This is a genomic window from Bradyrhizobium sp. Pa8 (genome assembly GCF_052588265.1).
The window spans coordinates 3968249-3983632 of record NZ_CP176767.1; the positions used below are offsets into that span (position 1 = coordinate 3968249).

General features: G+C 63.5%; 14 protein-coding genes and 1 pseudogene. 12 read left to right on the plus strand and 3 right to left on the minus strand.

Annotation, left to right across the window (positions count from 1 at the left end; genetic code table 11):
- Positions 1 to 573 precede the first annotated feature (573 nt).
- Entirely contained in the window at positions 574 to 1785 is a 1212-nt protein-coding gene (locus tag ACKWRH_RS17695; RefSeq protein ID WP_445221625.1) for an acyl-CoA dehydrogenase family protein, read from the minus strand.
- Positions 1786 to 2354: 569 nt separating this feature from the next.
- On the opposite strand from ACKWRH_RS17695, the gene ACKWRH_RS17700 reads away from it, so the two are divergent.
- From ACKWRH_RS17700 to ACKWRH_RS17715, 4 genes and pseudogenes are all read left to right on the plus strand, one after another.
- A complete protein-coding gene (locus ACKWRH_RS17700) occupies positions 2355 to 3083 on the plus strand; it encodes an outer membrane protein (RefSeq protein ID WP_445221626.1) in 729 nt (242 codons plus the stop codon).
- A gap of 51 nt (positions 3084 to 3134) precedes the next feature.
- Positions 3135 to 3641, plus strand: a complete 507-nt coding sequence (locus tag ACKWRH_RS17705; protein ID WP_445221627.1) for a porin — start codon at positions 3135 to 3137, stop codon at positions 3639 to 3641.
- Positions 3638 to 4453 carry an outer membrane protein gene (locus ACKWRH_RS17710; protein ID WP_445221628.1) on the plus strand — a complete coding sequence of 272 codons (816 nt, stop codon included), beginning with the start codon at positions 3638 to 3640 and terminating at the stop codon, positions 4451 to 4453. Before ACKWRH_RS17705 ends, ACKWRH_RS17710 begins: the two co-directional genes overlap by 4 nt.
- A 31-nt stretch (positions 4454 to 4484) precedes the next feature.
- Positions 4485 to 4668: pseudogene (locus tag ACKWRH_RS17715) on the plus strand (porin); the annotation flags it as partial.
- A 433-nt stretch (positions 4669 to 5101) separates the two neighbouring features.
- Here ACKWRH_RS17715 and ACKWRH_RS17720 read toward each other — a convergent pair.
- Complete coding sequence (locus tag ACKWRH_RS17720; protein ID WP_445221629.1) at positions 5102 to 6211, minus strand: glycoside hydrolase family 172 protein; 1110 nt, start codon at positions 6209 to 6211, stop codon at positions 5102 to 5104.
- Between the two features lie 93 nt (positions 6212 to 6304).
- Entirely contained in the window at positions 6305 to 7930 is a 1626-nt protein-coding gene (locus ACKWRH_RS17725) for a long-chain fatty acid--CoA ligase (protein ID WP_445221630.1), read from the minus strand.
- 166 nt (positions 7931 to 8096) lie between these two features.
- On the opposite strand from ACKWRH_RS17725, the gene ACKWRH_RS17730 reads away from it, so the two are divergent.
- From ACKWRH_RS17730 to ACKWRH_RS17765, 8 genes are all read left to right on the plus strand, one after another.
- On the plus strand, positions 8097 to 9959 hold the full coding sequence (locus tag ACKWRH_RS17730; protein WP_445221631.1) for a flavin-containing monooxygenase: 1863 nt from the start codon (positions 8097 to 8099) through the stop codon (positions 9957 to 9959).
- Positions 9956 to 10762, plus strand: a complete 807-nt coding sequence (locus ACKWRH_RS17735) for a shikimate dehydrogenase family protein (RefSeq protein WP_445221632.1) — start codon at positions 9956 to 9958, stop codon at positions 10760 to 10762. Before ACKWRH_RS17730 ends, ACKWRH_RS17735 begins: the two co-directional genes overlap by 4 nt.
- 119 nt (positions 10763 to 10881) lie before the next feature.
- On the plus strand, positions 10882 to 11715 hold the full coding sequence (locus ACKWRH_RS17740) for a lytic murein transglycosylase (RefSeq protein ID WP_445221633.1): 834 nt from the start codon (positions 10882 to 10884) through the stop codon (positions 11713 to 11715).
- A gap of 103 nt (positions 11716 to 11818) precedes the next feature.
- Positions 11819 to 12040 (plus strand): hypothetical protein, encoded by a 222-nt coding sequence (locus ACKWRH_RS17745; protein WP_028146622.1) that lies wholly within the window; start codon positions 11819 to 11821, stop codon positions 12038 to 12040.
- A gap of 12 nt (positions 12041 to 12052) precedes the next feature.
- Entirely contained in the window at positions 12053 to 12475 is a 423-nt protein-coding gene (locus ACKWRH_RS17750) for a hypothetical protein (protein ID WP_014496048.1), read from the plus strand.
- Positions 12476 to 12864: 389 nt separating this feature from the next.
- The gene (locus ACKWRH_RS17755; RefSeq protein WP_354112985.1) at positions 12865 to 13311 is read left to right on the plus strand and encodes a MaoC family dehydratase; all 447 of its coding nucleotides are present in this window, start codon (positions 12865 to 12867) and stop codon (positions 13309 to 13311) included.
- A gap of 100 nt (positions 13312 to 13411) precedes the next feature.
- Positions 13412 to 13924 carry a hypothetical protein gene (locus tag ACKWRH_RS17760; RefSeq protein WP_028169805.1) on the plus strand — a complete coding sequence of 171 codons (513 nt, stop codon included), beginning with the start codon at positions 13412 to 13414 and terminating at the stop codon, positions 13922 to 13924.
- 289 nt (positions 13925 to 14213) lie between these two features.
- Entirely contained in the window at positions 14214 to 15371 is a 1158-nt protein-coding gene (locus ACKWRH_RS17765; RefSeq protein ID WP_445222429.1) for a helix-turn-helix transcriptional regulator, read from the plus strand.
- The last annotated feature ends 13 nt before the right edge of the window (positions 15372 to 15384 follow it).

Genomic DNA, 15384 nt, shown 5'->3' on the forward strand with positions numbered 1-15384 from the left:
TGTGTGAGTCGGGGGACCGTATGGGCGTTTGGTTTTTAGTCCTGGCAGCCTGCGTCGTCGGCGCGTTGCTCCTTTTGGCATTCTGCCGATAGAGCCGACAGCGGACGCAAATGTTGCTGCGAAGCATCAGCCAGCCGTTGAATGGCGGTTCCAGACCGATGGTTTTTGACTGTGCATGGATGACCGCGTTCACTTCCGGGATCGGAGGCGGACATGAGCTGGTTGTTTGTGTTTCTCATTGCCGCGAGCGCAGTCGTTCTGATTGCCCATGCGATTGACGCGATGCGTTCCTGATACTGCCTGCGAATCGGTTTCGTCGGTAGCTAGGTAAGCGACGAAATTGTTCCGAGGCGGGCGAGTGTCAATTTGAGGAACCTGGTTCTGCAGACCAAGGTTGTCACAGCAGGAGGAATACGATCATGCTTGCGTTCTATCTGCCGATCATCATTTTCGGAGCGATGCTCGAAGCAATTTCGAAGCAAAATGTATCTGCATCCATCGAGGAGTCGCCAAGCGTCGATTAGACTCCGATGCTCACGCGTCGGCTCTCGGGACTGACGAATCAGCGCCTACTCAGGCATTCGAGTATTTCTTCAGCTCGAACCGCGCGATCTGGTTCCTGTGGACTTCATCCGGCCCATCGGCAAGCCGCAGCAGGCGCGCGGTCGCGTAGGCCTGGGTCAAGCCAAAATCGTTCGAGGTGCCGCCGCCGCCATGGGCCTGGATGGCCCAATCGATGATCTGGCAGGCCATGTTGGGCACAGCGACCTTGATCATCGCGATCTCGGCCTTCGCGACCTTGTTGCCGACCGTGTCCATCGCGTAGGCGGCGTTGAGTGTCAGCAGCCGGGCCTGCTCGATCATGATGCGGGCTTCCGCGATGCGCTCCTGCGTCACGGTCTGCTCCGAGACCGGTTTGCCGAAGGCGACGCGGCTGCGCACGCGGCGGCACATCTTTTCCAGCGTGCGCTCGGCAAGGCCGATCAGCCGCATGCAGTGATGGATGCGGCCGGGGCCGAGGCGGCCCTGTGCGATCTCGAAGCCGCGGCCTTCGCCCAGCAGCATGTTCTCCTTGGGCACACGCACATTGGTGAAGACGACCTCGGAAGCGCGGTCGGGCACGCCGTAGAAGCCGAACACGGGCAGCGGACGCTTGACCTCGATGCCCGGCGTGTCCATCGGCACCAGGATCATGGATTGCTGCTTGTGGCGGTCGGGATTATCCGGATCGGTCTTGCCCATGAAGATGCAGATCTTGCAGCGCGGATCGGTCGCGTTGGTCGTGTACCATTTGCGCCCGTTGATGACGTAATGGTCGCCGTCGCGCACGATCGAGCTTTCGATGTTCGTCGCATCGGATGATGCGACCGCGGGCTCGGTCATGGCGAAGCAGGAGCGGATTTCGCCGGCGAGCAGCGGCTTCAGCCAGCGCTCCTTGTCCTTCTCGGTGCCATAGCGCTCCAGCACCTCCATGTTGCCGGTGTCGGGCGCCGAGCAGTTGAACACTTCGGGCGCCAGATGCGTGCGCCCCATCACCTCGCAGAGCGGGGCATATTCGAGATTGGTGAGACCCGCGCCGTGGCCGGACTCCGGCAGGAACAAATTCCAAAGACCTTCGGCGCGCGCCAGCGGCTTCAGCTCCTCGACGACGGGATAGACCTTCCAGGGCCCGAGCTCTTCCGCTTCGCGATAGAAGCGCTCCTCGTTCGGATAGATGTGCCGGTCCATGAAACTCTCGAGCTTGCGCTTGAGCTCGACGACTTTGGACGACATCGGGTAGAGCATCTGGACCTCCTGTAGATCAAGCAGCGCCTGCACGCGGGGCCGGCCTGCATCAGAATCGAGTCGGCGATAGCGGCGCTTGCCTCATCGCATTTTCATCGGCGCGGCTCTGCGCAAATCGCGTCAGAGCTCACCAGTTGCGTAGCGATATTAACGTCCATTCATGCGTTGTCTTGCGTTTGTGCACCGAATGAGAAGCGCGTGGGAAACAATCAGCAACTGTGACTTTGACGCGACTGGCAATCCGAAAGGTCGTGCCTAAGATCGGCCTCAATCAAAAGTGGGGGCAGCAGTCATGACAACACAAGGGGACTACGGAAGCACTTCCTTACGGATCGCGCGCCCCTAGTTCGCCAGTCGATAGGACGCGGAGCGCATTGTCCTGGACTGCGCGCGGGTTCTTCCAACAACCGGTAGTTCGTCCCGTCGATCCGCAAGCTGTGCGGTCGCCGGTTTCGTTCGTTCAAAAGCAAGCAAGGGCTTAGTCCCAACGTCGTACCTCAAGACACAATTTAAAATAGATTAATATAAGAAACACAATCGTGAATTCAAAAAAGGAAATGGACATCGACATGCACACGCAATCAGAACGCTCCGTCACTCGCTGCATCAGACTCACCGCCGCCGTTGCAGCGGTGAGCGCGATTATCACTTCACCTGCTCTCGCTGGCGGTCCGCCGCCAGCACCCGTCGTCTCCTGGTCCGGATTCTACGCCGGTGTCCATGGTGGCTGGGGATGGGGGAAGTCGGAGTTTCGCGATCCCCTCAACAGCCCCGCCAACAATCCGTTCTCTGCCTACTACAACGGACCGCTCGCGGGCGGGCAGCTCGGCTACAATTGGCAGCTGGGCAACTATGTCCTTGGTGCCGAGGTCGACGGCTCCTGGTCCTTCGTGAAGGGCAACACCAGCACCTCGCCCCTTCTCACGTCGAGCACCACCAACGGGGTCGGCTACACCGCCCTCGCGACCGCGACGGGCCGTGTCGGCTACGCGTCGGGCCAATGGCTCGCCTATGCCAAGGGCGGTGCCGCCTATGCCCGCATGGAGCTCTCGTCGCGGTTCACCCCGGAGATCACCAACTACAACCGCGAACTGTTCGGTGCCGTCGGCGGCGTCGGCCTGGAAGTGGCCCTCCTGCGCAACGTCTCCGCCAAGGTCGAATACAACGCGATCTTTCTCCCCACCGAAACGCTCCACTGGGTGAGCGCGGACACGACGTCCGAGATCAAGCATTTCGTCCAGGTGGTGAAGGCCGGCATCAATATCCGCTTCAACGGCGACGGCGGCCTCCCGCGTTAATTCCCCGGCACATCGAAACAACATTCAACAGAAATCCTCGGAGACAACATCATGTCCACCATGTCCAAGATCGCCGCAGTCGTCACCGCCGGCCTCGGCGCCATGATCGCCGCACCAGGCCACGCCGCTCCGGTCGAGTACGTCAAGATCTGCTCCTTGTACGGCGCCGGCTTCTTCTACATTCCGGGCACCGACACCTGCACCAACGCCAACCAGATCGCGACGAACCAGTTCGATCTCGCGCGTGCGCAGACCCGCGCTTCGACCGGCACCGCGATGGCTGCGTCGCTCGTCGCGCCGTGGCTTCCGACCGGCACCAATTACGCGGTCTCGACCCACTGGGCGACCTATGACGGCCAGCACGCCGCGGGCTTCTCGGGCCTGGTGCGGGTCTCCGGCAATTTCGTGTTCTCGGGTGGGTTCTCGCTGGGCCTCGACAAGGGAAGCCTCACGTCCAACACCAACCGGACGCAGACGGAATTCGGCACGGCGATCCCGGCGCAATCGTGGAGTGACGTCCGTGGCCTCGGCCGCGCGGGCTTCATGTACGCCTGGTGAAACACGCGACGCTCGCTCCGAAAATTCATTCTGACATTTTGAAAGATCATCTCATGACAATCTCTCTCTCGCGTTCGGCGCGCCGCTTCCTCTCCTGCGTTGCTGCCGCCACGCCGCTTCTCGCGGCCATGCCGCTCACTGCCACATCCTCGAACGCGGCCGACATGACAGTGAAGGCTCCGGTCGTCGCTCCGGTGCCGCTCTGGAACGGCTTCTACATTGGTGCTCATGGCGGTTATGGCATGGGCAGCAGCCGGCTCGTAGACCCGAGCTTCGCATTCGCGCAAGACCGCTTCACGATGGACACAAAGGGCGCGCTCGCAGGTGCGCAGGTTGGCGGCAACTGGCAGTTCGACAACATCGTGGTCGGTGCCGAGCTCGATCTCTCCTGGGCGTCGATCAAGGGCAATCGGCCGTTCGATCCCGCGAACCCCATCTTGTCCGGGCTTTCAGTGTCGTACCAGGCACTGGCGACGGGCACCGGTCGCATCGGCTACGCGTTTGATAATGTGCTGGCTTACGCCAAAGGCGGCGTTGCATGGGCCAACGTCGCCTACCAGGCCTATGTCGGCACGTTTGCTCCGCTCGACGTGAACCACCAGCGGACCGGTTTGACCGGTGGCGTTGGCCTTGAATACGCGCTGACGAGCAGTCTCTCGGCGCGACTGGAGTACGACTATCTGTACTTCGGTCCGGCCGCGATCGCGCTGAGCACACGGATCAGTACCCAAAACGTCGACCATGACCTGCACCTCGTGAAGCTCGGCGTGAACTACCGCTTCAACGGCGACGCCATCGTTTCTCGTTACTGAGCCGCGTCAACGTCACTGATTGGAGACAAACATGTGGAAGCAAATCAACGCGGCACGAGACGTCTTCCGACGTCACCTGCGCGCTATCCTTGCGACTGCCGCTCTGGTTCTGGCGATCCCGACGCCCGGCCATGCTGCGGTCGAGTACGAAAAGATCTGCTCGATCTACGGTGCCAACTTCTTCTACATACCGGGTACCGACACCTGCGTGAACGCGGGGCAGACGGTGCAGAGCCAGTTCGATCTCGCGCGCCAGATTACCCGTGCAGCGACGGGAACGGCCATGGCGACTTCGCTCGTCAATCCGTTCCTGCCCGACGGGACCAACTATGCGATCTCGACGCACTGGGCCGTCTTTGACGGGCAGCATGCCGCCGGTGTGGTCGGAATGATCAGGATCCAGGGAAACCTGTCACTGACCATGGGCATCGCGTTCGGTCTCGATCGCGGCAGCTTGACGTCCACGTCCAACCGGACCGCGACGGAGTTTGGCGTGGCGCTTCCGGCGCAGTCGTGGAGCGACGTGCGCGCCCTTGGACGCGTGGGGCTCCAGTATTCCTGGTAGCCGGCGCCGAACACGAAGGCGCCGCCCGGACTATCTTCACGACGTCCGGGCGGCGCAAATGCTGTGAGCGCAGGGAAGGGCGGCTAGCCGATTTCGAGATAATCCGGGCCGGGCAATGTCGGGAAGGGCGCGGTCGGCAGCGTCTGGTACCAGAACGCGACCGAGGCGATGTCGTCCTGCAATGGAAGATACTTCGCCTCCTTGACGCCCGGCAGCCAGCCCAGCGCCTGGATCGTCACGCGCAGATCGGAGCGGAAGCGCACGGGATCGGGGATGTGCCAGCGGTACAGGCCGAAGCGTTGCTGCGATTTGTAGACACCATCGGGACGGATCACCTGCGGCAGGCCGGCATAGGGCGTGGTGAATTCCTGGTAGCGTGATTGCCCCTGACCGGCATGCGCGACATGGGGATCGAAATTATAGGCGCCGCAGAAATAATCCTCAGTGCCGGTGCCGCAGATGGTCGGGAATGCGCCGTCGCCGTCGATGAAGAACTTGATCTCGCCTTCGCCCCACCAGCCGTTGTTGTTGACGCCCCAGGCCATATAGGTGCCGACATAATGGCCCGCACCGCTGACGCCATCGAGGATAGTGTAGACCTCCTTGTACGGCAGCGGATTGGTACGCCGGAACTGCGCATGGAAATAGGCGCAGTCTTCGGGCACTTCAGTGAGCGTGTAATTGATCTGGTAGTAGACGGTGAGCTGCTCCTCGCTGCGGTTCTCCAGCGTGAAGCGCGCGCGCGTGCGGAACGGCATCTCCCAGTAGCAGTTGAAGGCGCGGCCGGGATTGACGCAGACCGCGAGCGAGGACACCTGCGCGAACTCCTCCCATCCGCAGGCGAAGAAATCGCCAGCCGGGCATTCCACGCTCGGCAGCGTTTGATCGTCCCAGTAGACGCGCAGGATCGAATGGCGCAACCGCCCGCGCGCCAGCGTCATCCAGATCTGCTGGATCGCGCCCTGGCCCTGAATGTCGGCGAGGGTAAAGGTCGCGCCGGGCTCGATGACGACATAGGGCGAGATCTTCCAGCCCTGACCGAGATCGCGGGCCTGGCGTGCGGCGGGGCCGTCGACGGACATGCCGCCCTTGCCCTTCTCGCCGGTGAAATTCTCGGGGCTGATCGAGCGCGTCTGCGCATTCGACAGGCGCGACAGATTGCCGAGATGCAGGCCCAATCCGGAAAACGCCATGCTGTCCTCGATCCCTGGAGTTAGCGACACCTCGATATATCGCCGTCGAATCTACCAAAAGATGAAGACCGCGCACGGCAGGGCGCGCGTACTTCAGACGACGCGGTACTCCCTGAACTTCTCGCGCAGCGCGGATTTGAGCACCTTGCCGGTGCCGGTCATCGGAAACTCGTCCAGGAATTCGACGGCGTCGGGCATCCACCAGCTCGCAATCTTCGGGCGCATGTGGTCGAGCAAGGTCTTGCCGTCGATGGTCGCGCCCTTCCTGCGGACGACGAGGAGCAGGGGACGCTCCTGCCATTTTTCATGGTTGATCGCGACCACGGCGGCTTGCAGCACGTCGGGGTGGGACAAGGCGACGTCCTCGAGCTGGATCGAGGAGATCCATTCGCCGCCGGACTTGATCACATCCTTGGAGCGATCGGTCAGCGTGACGTGGCCTTGGCTGTCGATCACCGCCATGTCGCCGGTGATCAGCCATCCATCACGGTCGAGGCCTTCGTCGAGCTTCATGTAGCCGGAGGCGACCCACGGCCCGCGGGCCCGCAGATGTCCGACAGTCTTGCCGTCGCGCGGCAGCTCGTTGCCGCCGTCGTCGACGATGCGCAAGGAGGTGCCGAAGCAGGCGCGGCCCGACACCTGGCGCCGGTCGAATTTCTCCTTGTCGCCGAGATGCTCGGAGCCGGGCCGCAAGCCTGGCATCGAGCAGCCCAGGGCCTCGGTCATGCCCCAGGCCTGGACGTAGTCGATGTCATAGTCGCGCTTGAGCTTCTCGACCATCGCGCGCGGCGGCGCCGAGCCGGACGACAGCGTCGCGCGCAGGGTCGAGAATTTGTTGCCGGTGCGACCCAGCCAATCGAGCAGGATCAGCCAGAAGCTCGGCACGCCGGCGGAGAGCGTCACCTTCTCGCCTTCGAGCAGCTCATAGAGCTTGTCGGGCTCATAGTTGCGGCCGGGCAGCACCAGCTTTGATCCCGTGTAGGGCGCGGTGAACGGCATGTTCCAGCCATTGCCGTGGAAGAGCGGTGCCATCGGCATCATGACTTCGCGCACGCCTTCGAGATGTCCCGGCAGGAAGTCGAAATTGCAGCAAGTCATGGTCTGCAGGATGGCGGCGCGGTGCGAGTAGATCACGCCCTTGGGATTGCCCGTCGTGCCCGACGTGTAGCAGATGGTGGATGCGGATTTTTCGTCGAACTCCGGCCAGGCGAAACCGGCGTCGTTCTCGCTGGCGAGGAGATCCTCATAGCAATGCACGTTCGCAAGCTTGGTCTCCGGCATCCGTTCGCGCGAGGACATCACGACATAGGCCTCGATCGTCTTCAGCTGCGGCGCGATCGCCTCGACCAGCGCCAGCGTGGCGCGGTCGATGAACAGCAGCCGGTCTTCGGCGTGGTTGATGATGTAGACGAGTTGCTCGGGAAACAGCCGCGGATTGATGGTGTGCAGCACGTAGCCCATGCCGGGCGCGGCATAGAACATCTCGAAATGCCGGTGCGTATTCCAGGCCAGCGTGCCGACGCGGTCGCCACGCTTCATGCCGAGCCGCTCGAGCGCCAGCGCCATGCGCTTGATGCGTGGATGGGCGTCCGCATAGGTGTAGCGATGGATGTCGCCCTCGATCTCGCGCGCGACGATCTCGGCTTCGCCGTGATAGTCCGCGGCATACTGGATCAGGCCGCTGATCAGGAGCGGCATGTCCATCATCAATCCCTGCATCGTTTCCTCCGGATCGCCACGTCGTTGCGTGGCGTACGCTTGTGATTTTCGTGCGAGGTTAGCGGAACGTCACGGGACGTTCACGCAAAAAGCGAGGGACGCGATTGCATGCGTCACTTTTTCGGGGCTAACTGATCCGAAGCAGCGTTCGCCGTGGAGGACATGGATGTCAGCGGAAAGACACAAGACCGGTACAGCCGGCGAATCTACGGTCGATATTTCCGCACTCCGTGCGCGCTATGGCGACGAGCGCGATCGCCGGCTGCGCGCCGAGGGCAAGGCGCAATATGTCGAGGTCACAGGCGATTTCGGCCGCTATCTCGACGATCCCTGGGCCGATCCCGGATTTGCGCGCACAGCTGTCAGCGAAGAGACCGAAGTTCTCATCGTGGGCGGCGGCTTCGGCGGTCTGCTCTGTGGCGCGCGCCTGCGCGAGGCCGGCATCGAGGATTTTCGCATCGTGGAAAAGGCCGCCGATTTCGGCGGCACCTGGTACTGGAATCGTTATCCCGGTGCGGCCTGCGATACCGAGAGCTACATCTATCTGCCGCTGCTGGAGGAGACCGGCTACATGCCGGTGCGCAAATATGCGCGCGCGCCCGAGATCTACGAACACTCCCGCCGCATCGGCCGTCACTTCGGCCTCTACGAGCGCGCGCTGTTTCAAACAATCATCTCGCGGATGGAATGGCAGGAGCAGGAGGGACGCTGGCTGGTCGACACCGATCGTGGCGATCGCATCCGCGCACGCTTCGTCATTCTCGCCGGGGGCCCGCTGAGCCGTCCGAAGCTGCCGGGCATTCCCGGCATCGAGACCTTCAGGGGCCACAGCTTCCACACCAGCCGCTGGGACTATGGCTACACCGGCGGCACGGCCGAAGGCGGTCTCACTGGTCTCGCCGACAAGCGCGTCGGCATCATCGGGACCGGCGCGACCGCCGTGCAATGCGTGCCGCATCTCGGCCGCTCGGCGAAAGAGCTCTACGTCTTCCAGCGCACGCCATCCGCGATCGGCGTGCGCGACGACCGTCCGACGGACGCAAACTGGGCGCAGAACCTCAAGCCCGGCTGGCAGCGCGAGCGCATGGACAATTTCACCGCGGTGATCTCGGGCGAGCCGTTCGACCGGGATCTGGTGCAGGACGGCTGGACCGGCCTGCTTGGCGAGATCCTGCTGGCGCCGCGCCGCCAGCCGCAGCCGGTGACCTCGCTTGAAGAGGCGTTGAAGGTCATCGAGCAGGCCGACTACCGCAAGATGGAAGAGATCCGCGCGCGCGTCGATACCGTTGTGAGGGACGAGGCCGCCGCGGCAGCTCTCAAGCCCTGGTACAAGGCGTTCTGCAAGCGGCCATGCTTCCACGACGAATATCTCGACACCTTCAATCGTCCCAACGTGCATCTGGTCGACACCAGGGGCGAGGGCGTCGAGCGCATCACCGGGAACGCCGTCGTGGTTGACGGCAAGGCCTATGAGCTCGACTGCCTGATCTATGCCAGCGGCTTCGAGGTCGGCACCGATTACGCCCGCCGCATGGGCTTCGAGGTCTACGGCCGCGACGGCGTGAGCCTGTCCGAGCGATGGCGCGATGGCGTCAAGACGCTGCATGGCTTCTACAGCCGCGGCTTCCCGAATTGCTTCCTGATCGTCACCGTGCAGGCCGGCCAGAGCGCCAATTTTCCGCACATCATCGACGAGCAGTCGCAGCACATCGCCTATGTGATTGCGGAGGCGCGCAAGCGCAAAGCGCGGACGCTGGAGCCGACGCTCGCCGCCGAGAACGCCTGGGTCGACGAAGTCGTCAAGGCCGCGCTCGGCCGCCAGGCCTATCTGGCCGAATGCACGCCGGGCTATTACAACAACGAGGGCGTGTTCGATCCGATCGCGGCAAGAAACAGCCAGTACTGGCGCGGGCCGGTGGCGTTCCTGCGGCTGCTCGACAAATGGCGCAAGGAAGGCAATCTGGATGGCCTGGAATTGACGCTGGGGGCTGAGGCGGGCGGCTCTCAGGTTCCGGCTTCAACGGCATGATCCCGGCCCCATCAGGCGCGACGCGGCTCTACGTCATCGTCGGCGATCCCATCGCACAGGTGCGCTCGCCGGCAGGCGTGACAGCCGCCTTCGCCGCGCGCGGCCATGACGGCATTCTCGTGCCGTTCCAGGTCGCGCCAGCGGATTTGCCGGATTTCCTTTCTGTGGCAACACGGCTGAAGAACCTCGACGGCATCGTCGTGACCATCCCGCACAAATTTGCCTGCTATCAGGCCTGCGCCAGTGCGACCGAGCGCGCACATTTCCTGCGCACCGCGAACCTGATGCGCCGGCGCGCCGACGGCTCATGGCATGGCGACATGGTGGACGGCCTCGGCTTCGTCGGTGCGGCGCGGGCGAAGGGGATCGATCCCCGCGGCATGCGGGCACTGCTGGTCGGCGCCGGCGGCGCAGGGTCGGCGATCGCGCTTGCGCTGGTCGAGGCCGGCGTGAGCGATCTCGCGATTCACGACAGCGCGCCCGAGCGCCGCGACGCACTGATCGGCCGGCTCAACGGGCTCAGCAGGACGCCCGTGCGGATCGGCACCGGGGATCCCGCGGGCTTCGATTTCGTCGCCAATGCGACGCCCGCCGGGATGAAGGAGGGTGACCCGCTGCCGGTCGATGTCGCGCGGCTTGCGCCGACGGCCTATTGCGGCTGCGTCATCACAAAGCCCGAAGTCTCGCCCTTCATCACTGCCGCCCGCAGGATCGGCTGCGTGACCGGGACCGGTACGGACATGTACGAGCAGCACCAGGGCATCATGGTGGATTTCCTGCTCGGCCGCGACGGGGAAGGCTAGGCGGTCGCCCTGGTGTCAAGGCACAGGTTGCGCCGGATGGGGCTTGAGCGATCAGGGCCGACGTAGGATCATGGGCCCGCGCGAGCCGGTCGCGCACGTTTATGTGAGAGGACCAGGGAATGACCAAGGGCAGGACCGTTGCGAAGGCCAAGATCGGCGCTGCAGCGCTGCTTCTCTCGCTGGCGCCCATGTCCCTGATATCCATGGCCGAGGCCGCGCAATGCGGCAGCTCCCCGGCGGGCTTTGAGGCCTGGAAGCGCGAATTCAGCGCGGAGGCGCAGGGCAAGGGCGTCGGCCAGACCGCGCTCTCGGCGCTGATGCAGACCAATTACGCCGGTGCCACGATTGCGGCCGACCGCGGCCAGCGCAGCTTCTCGCTGACGCTCGACCAGTTCCTCGCCAAGCGCGGCGCCACCACCATCGTCGCCAAGGGGCGGCAGCTCAAGCAGTCGCAGGCCGCCTTGTTCGCCTCGATCCAGCAGCGCTACGGCGTCCCGCCCGGGCCGCTGATCGCGATCTGGGGCATGGAGACCGGTTTCGGCAGCCAGCGTGGCAACCAGAACATGCTGTCGTCGATCGCGACCCTTGCCTATGACTGCCGCCGTCCCGAATTCTTCACCGACCAGCTCTATGCCGCCCTCAAGCTGATCGACCGCGGCACGCTGTCGGGGGCGACCCGCGGCTCCATGCACGGCGAGGTCGGCCAGACCCAGTTCATGCCCAAGAACATCCTGGCCTATGGCACCGGCAATCTCGAGGTTGCCGCCAATGCGCTGAACTCGACGGCGAATTTCCTGAAAGCTCATGGCTGGCGCGCAGGAGCCGGTTACCAGCCGGGCGAACCGAATTTTGCCGCTATCGAGGCTTGGAATGCTGCCGGCGTCTATCAGAAGGCAATCGCCCTGATGGGACGGCAGATCGACGAGGGAGGAGGAGCGGCCGCGTTGCGTTGAAGCCGGGGAGGCGAGGTCGCACTAAGGAAAGTTTTGGGGTTGAGGAACTGACGGCACGAGGTTTGCTTTGATCGGGGGCAGGGCTGGCATGAGGAGACTCAATATGGCTACCCAGATCGTGATGGACCAGACTGGCGACACGCGCCACGAGTTTGATCCTGACAATGCCGAAGCGCTGGCGCGAGCCGAACGGCGCTTTCGTGAGCTGACCGGAGCGGGCTTCACCGCCGCCTATCGAACCGGACCCGGTGAAGTCACCCGTATCAAGTCATTCGATCCGACCGCGCACGAAACGCTGTTCTATCCCCGCCTGGTCGGCGGTTGATCTGAGCTGCTCATGATCGCGGCAGTTTGGCTCCGTGCGCCGGCGCGTGCGCGTCTGCATGCGCTGCGCGAGCTCTATCGGCGCTTCTTCGGCGAGAACACGCCGGATGCCCGCGGCCGCCGGCTTTTGGCCGAATGGCTGTCGCCGGAGCAGCGCGCGCAATTCGAGCAGCATCGGTATTTCGATGTCATCGGCTGCGATACCGGTAAAAGGTATCGCATCCACTACGGTACGGCTGCCAATGTCCATGAGATCGACGACGAGGGGCGTGCGGCGATGGGATGGTGCTTCGTCCCGTCAGGCTTTCTCGTGCCCGGCGACGTGATGCTGGCGCAGAAGGTCGCGCTCGAGACCGACGAGAACGCGGCAATCGCGCTCGCCAACCGATTTCCGCCGGCCACGCATTCGGAGCACTTCTACCGGCGCCCGTTCTAGCGGCCGGAGAGCGTACAGATCAGGAGTGCGTGGTGCGGTAGGCATCCAGCGCATGTGCCGCGAAGATACCGACGCTGCAAAGCGCGAGCACCGCTGAGATCAGCTCGATCATAGTTCATCCTCCCGCAGCGGCTGGGAGACGAGATTTTGGCAGCAGGCATAATCCAGGATCAGGTCGAGGAAGAATTGCATGGTGGCCGTCCCTGTATGATTTTGACAACCAGATAACCGGCAATCTGTTTCAGGCGTGTTTCGTCGTTTTGGGAAACGGGTTTCGCGGGGGAACCCGGGACTGGTTTGTGCACCGCAGACCCGCTACATCCCGCTCGGCTTAGTCCTGAAGGCGGGCCTTTCCGGCCGGGCGGGAAGTCATATTGCGAGGCAAAATCATGGGGCAGGTCGAGTGGTTCGACGATCTCACCATCGGAATGCGGTTCAAATCCCCCGAGGTGCAAGTCACCGAAGCCGACATCAAGCGCTTTGCAGCCGAGTTCGATCCGCAGCCGATGCACCTCGACCACGAGGCCGCCAAGCAGACCTTGTTCAACGGCCTGGCTGCATCAGGATGGCACACCGCCGCGATCGCCATGAACCTCGCGATCCAGGCCCGCCCGTTCGGCCCGCATCCGCTGATCGGCGCGGGCGTCGACGGCCTGCGCTGGACCATCCCGGTACGGCCCAATGACCGCCTGCATCTGGTCGGCGAGGTCATGAGCCTGACGCCGTCGAAGTCGAAGCCGCAGGGCATCGCGCTGGTGAAATGGACCATGTTCAACCAGAACGGCGAGGAGGTTTACACCTTCACCCCGATCGCCATCATCCCCAGGCGGGTGTAAGGCCGGCGACGTTCAGCATCGGCCCAGATCAGTCTCCTCGAGCCCTTGCGGGCCGCAGGCCGAGGTGGTCATCTCCGCGTGGGGAACGCTGGAGGCTGACATGAGACGATTCCTTCTTGCCGCTTTGCTGACCGCGGGCGCCCTGGGCGCAGCCGTACTGAGCGCTGGGCCGGCGCTCGCGCAGCAATCCAGAGTCGGCGACTGGACCATCGAGAAGCGCACGCAGGACACGCATTGCAATGCGAGCCGCGGCTACAAGGACAAGGAAGACGAGAACCGCGACTACGTCATCGTCATCACCTATTCCGAGAAGGCCATCGTGATCGTGATGATCTATGACGGTTGGGAGTGGGACAAGGTCGGGGAGATCCTCCGGGCCGACCTCGGCACCGATGACGCCGACATCATGAAGAAGGCGAAGTGGGAGGTCATGGACAAGACCACCGTGCGCGGCATCTTCGAATACGACCAGTCGATCATGGACCGGCTGTCGAAGGCCAGGCGTCTCTCGCTCGATTTCGAGGACGATGACGAGGACAGCATCGAGATGCAGATCCCGCGCGCCGGCGAGGCGCTGGCCGCGCTGAAGTTCTGCGAGGAGAACCGGAAGTAAAGTGCTGCGCCGCGCACTGTGCGCGCGATCGAGCAAGCAGCGCGAGGGCGCGTGACCCACAGCACACAGCCCGCGCGCTGTTCGCTTTTATCCTAGTCTTTGGCGAAAACGTCCAAGCCGCACCCTGCGGTTGACGTTACCCAAGGACGATGTTCGATATTTTAGCATCTCGCTGCACTGCTTTTTCCACGCCGAAGGCGACGATTGACCGCTCCGTCGGCTCTGCCAATTTCCAATGCGCAAGCCCCGTTCGTCACCGGGGCCGCACGCCGATCGCATCGTCCTTCCGATGACGATCCTCCAGGCAAACCGGTTCTCGTCTCTCGTCGGCGAGATCTACGATGCGGCGGTCGATCCTGCACTGCGCAGCGGCGCGCTGGAACAGGTTTCTTATTTCGTCGGTGGCTGTGCCGCGACCATCCTGTCCCGCGATGCGGCAAGGCTCTCGATCGAGATTCACCAGCATTTTGGCACCGAATCCCGCTTCCGTCAGCTCTACCGCGACAGATATGTCGAGCAGGATCCGCTGCTCGATCGTCATCTCGCTTTTGCGGCCGGGCAGGCCATCGGCGCGACCGATATCATGCCGCACGCGGACTTCGTGGCCACGAGCTTCTATCGCGAGTGGGTCGAGCCGCAGGGCGCGATCGACCTCGCGACCGTCGCGCTCGAGAGATCGGACGCGCGTACCACGGTCTTGCAGGTGTTGCGCCACCGATCCCGCGGAACCGTCGACGAGGCGATGCGCGAACGCATGCGGCTGCTCGCACCCCACATCCAGCGTTCCAGGATCATGGGCCGGCAGATCAGGGCGCGCTCGCATACCGTGGACGACCTTGCCGATGTCCTCGATGGCCTGAGCACGGCGATCTGCCTGCTCGATGCGGATGGCCGGGTCGTCCACGCGAACGCGGCGTGCCGGCAGCTGTTCGTCGATGCAAACCTGCTCGCGATGGTCGGCGACCGGATCGTGGTCCGTAACACCCAGGCCGACAAATTATTCCGCGGCCTGTTCGAAGTCGTTGCGGATGGCGAAGCTCGCCCGGCTGGTCGCCGCCGCATCGAGCTCGCGACGTCGCCGGACGGTCAGCACTATCTCGTCCATGCGGTTCCATTGAAGCGGGAGCGCAGCCTGCCGCGAGACGTCGCGGCCACGGTGCTCCTCGTACAGAAGGCCGCGATGGTGCCATCGCTCGTGCCCGACGCCATTGCTGCGGCCTTCAGGCTGACGCGGTCCGAATTGCGCGTGCTGATGGCCATCGTCGAGGTCGGCGGCGTTCCCGATATCGCGGCAAAGCTCGGCATTGCCGAGACCACGGTGAAGACGCATCTCGGTCGCCTGTTCGAGAAGACCGGTGCCGGCAGGCAGGCCGACCTCGTGAAGATCGCCGCCGGCTTCACCGCGCCGTTTGTGCAGCGAACGAGCAGCGACGACGACACCATGTGATTCATTTCACCGC

Excerpts from the sequence above, each read along its gene's own strand:
- ACKWRH_RS17695 (WP_445221625.1), bottom strand. The coding sequence starts at position 1,785 with ATGCTCTACCCGATGTCGTCCAAAGTCGTCGAGCTCAAGCGCAAGCTC.
- ACKWRH_RS17700 (WP_445221626.1), top strand. The coding sequence starts at position 2,355 with ATGCACACGCAATCAGAACGCTCCGTCACTCGCTGCATCAGACTCACC.
- ACKWRH_RS17705 (WP_445221627.1), top strand. The coding sequence starts at position 3,135 with ATGTCCACCATGTCCAAGATCGCCGCAGTCGTCACCGCCGGCCTCGGC.
- ACKWRH_RS17720 (WP_445221629.1), bottom strand. The coding sequence starts at position 6,211 with ATGGCGTTTTCCGGATTGGGCCTGCATCTCGGCAATCTGTCGCGCCTG.
- ACKWRH_RS17725 (WP_445221630.1), bottom strand. The coding sequence starts at position 7,930 with ATGCAGGGATTGATGATGGACATGCCGCTCCTGATCAGCGGCCTGATC.
- ACKWRH_RS17730 (WP_445221631.1), top strand. The coding sequence starts at position 8,097 with ATGTCAGCGGAAAGACACAAGACCGGTACAGCCGGCGAATCTACGGTC.
- ACKWRH_RS17735 (WP_445221632.1), top strand. The coding sequence starts at position 9,956 with ATGATCCCGGCCCCATCAGGCGCGACGCGGCTCTACGTCATCGTCGGC.
- ACKWRH_RS17740 (WP_445221633.1), top strand. The coding sequence starts at position 10,882 with ATGACCAAGGGCAGGACCGTTGCGAAGGCCAAGATCGGCGCTGCAGCG.
- ACKWRH_RS17745 (WP_028146622.1), top strand. The coding sequence starts at position 11,819 with ATGGCTACCCAGATCGTGATGGACCAGACTGGCGACACGCGCCACGAG.
- ACKWRH_RS17750 (WP_014496048.1), top strand. The coding sequence starts at position 12,053 with ATGATCGCGGCAGTTTGGCTCCGTGCGCCGGCGCGTGCGCGTCTGCAT.
- ACKWRH_RS17755 (WP_354112985.1), top strand. The coding sequence starts at position 12,865 with ATGGGGCAGGTCGAGTGGTTCGACGATCTCACCATCGGAATGCGGTTC.
- ACKWRH_RS17760 (WP_028169805.1), top strand. The coding sequence starts at position 13,412 with ATGAGACGATTCCTTCTTGCCGCTTTGCTGACCGCGGGCGCCCTGGGC.
- ACKWRH_RS17765 (WP_445222429.1), top strand. The coding sequence starts at position 14,214 with ATGACGATCCTCCAGGCAAACCGGTTCTCGTCTCTCGTCGGCGAGATC.